The organism is Oleiphilus sp. HI0079, from assembly GCF_001635105.1.
The window spans coordinates 1-1,073 of sequence record NZ_LWFT01000193.1 but is presented as its reverse complement, the minus strand read 5'-3'; the positions used below and the strand labels follow the sequence as shown (position 1 = coordinate 1,073).

The following is a 1,073-nucleotide window of genomic DNA, read 5'->3' as shown; positions in this document are numbered from 1 at the left end:
AGAAGTACACGAATCGCGGTTTGCAATTTCTTGACTTGATTCAGGAAGGCAACATCGGTTTGATGAAAGCGGTAGACAAGTTTGAATACCGTCGAGGGTATAAATTCTCGACCTATGCAACTTGGTGGATTCGTCAGGCGATTACTCGCTCTATTGCAGACCAAGCGCGCACTATTCGTATCCCCGTTCACATGATCGAAACAATCAACAAGCTGAACCGTATCTCTCGTCAAATGCTACAGGAAATGGGTCGCGAACCTACGCCTGAGGAATTGGGTGAGCGTATGGATATGCCGGAAGATAAAGTACGTAAAGTGCTTAAGATCGCGAAAGAGCCTATCTCTATGGAGACGCCGATTGGCGACGATGAAGATTCGCACCTTGGCGATTTTATTGAAGATACTATGGCAGAGTCTCCCGTTGACACGGCGACTGGCGAAGGCTTGAAAGAAGCGACTCGCAGCGTGCTTTCAGGGCTAACAGCAAGAGAAGCTAAAGTGCTAAGAATGCGCTTTGGAATTGAGATGAATACCGATCATACTTTGGAAGAGGTGGGTAAGCAGTTTGATGTTACACGAGAGCGTATCCGTCAGATTGAGGCGAAAGCGCTTCGTAAGCTTCGTCACCCAACCCGTTCCGATCATCTTAGAAGCTTTATTGACGAATAATCGTCTAGCAAAGTTAAAAAGGGCGCATTATAATGCGCCCTTCTTTTTGGAGCGTTCTGCTTCGGTCTGTTGTTGGCGCGGACTATAAACTAAGACCATAGTGTGCCCCTTTAGCTCAGTTGGGTGAAGCGAGCGCTTTTAACGAAGTACTGCTTCGTGCGAGTGGAACGACTCAAATTTGTAATTTGAGGCCGGGCTAGAGCACCCGAGCAACCCGCAGGGGTGCCAAGTCTGATTTGGTAAAGACTTTAAACTAAGGCCAAAAGTGTGCCCCTTTAGCTCAGTTGGTTAGAGCACCCGACTCATAATCGGTAGGTCCCCTGTTCAAGTCAGGGAAGGGGCACCATTTTTCTTCTTAATCCATCAAGTATCTCTTTTTTTCATTCCTCCCACTCTATGCGATCG

At 47.4% G+C, this 1,073-nt stretch carries 1 protein-coding gene and 1 tRNA gene; both read left to right on the top strand.

Annotated elements, in window-relative coordinates; all coding sequences use genetic code 11:
* Positions 1–668 (top strand): RNA polymerase sigma factor RpoD (gene rpoD / locus A3750_RS02795; RefSeq protein WP_068548011.1); only part of this gene is annotated, 668 nt, incomplete at its 5' end.
* A 269-nt stretch (positions 669–937) separates the two neighbouring features.
* Positions 938–1,014: transfer RNA gene (locus A3750_RS02790), tRNA-Ile, on the top strand.
* Positions 1,015–1,073: the final 59 nt, after the last annotated feature.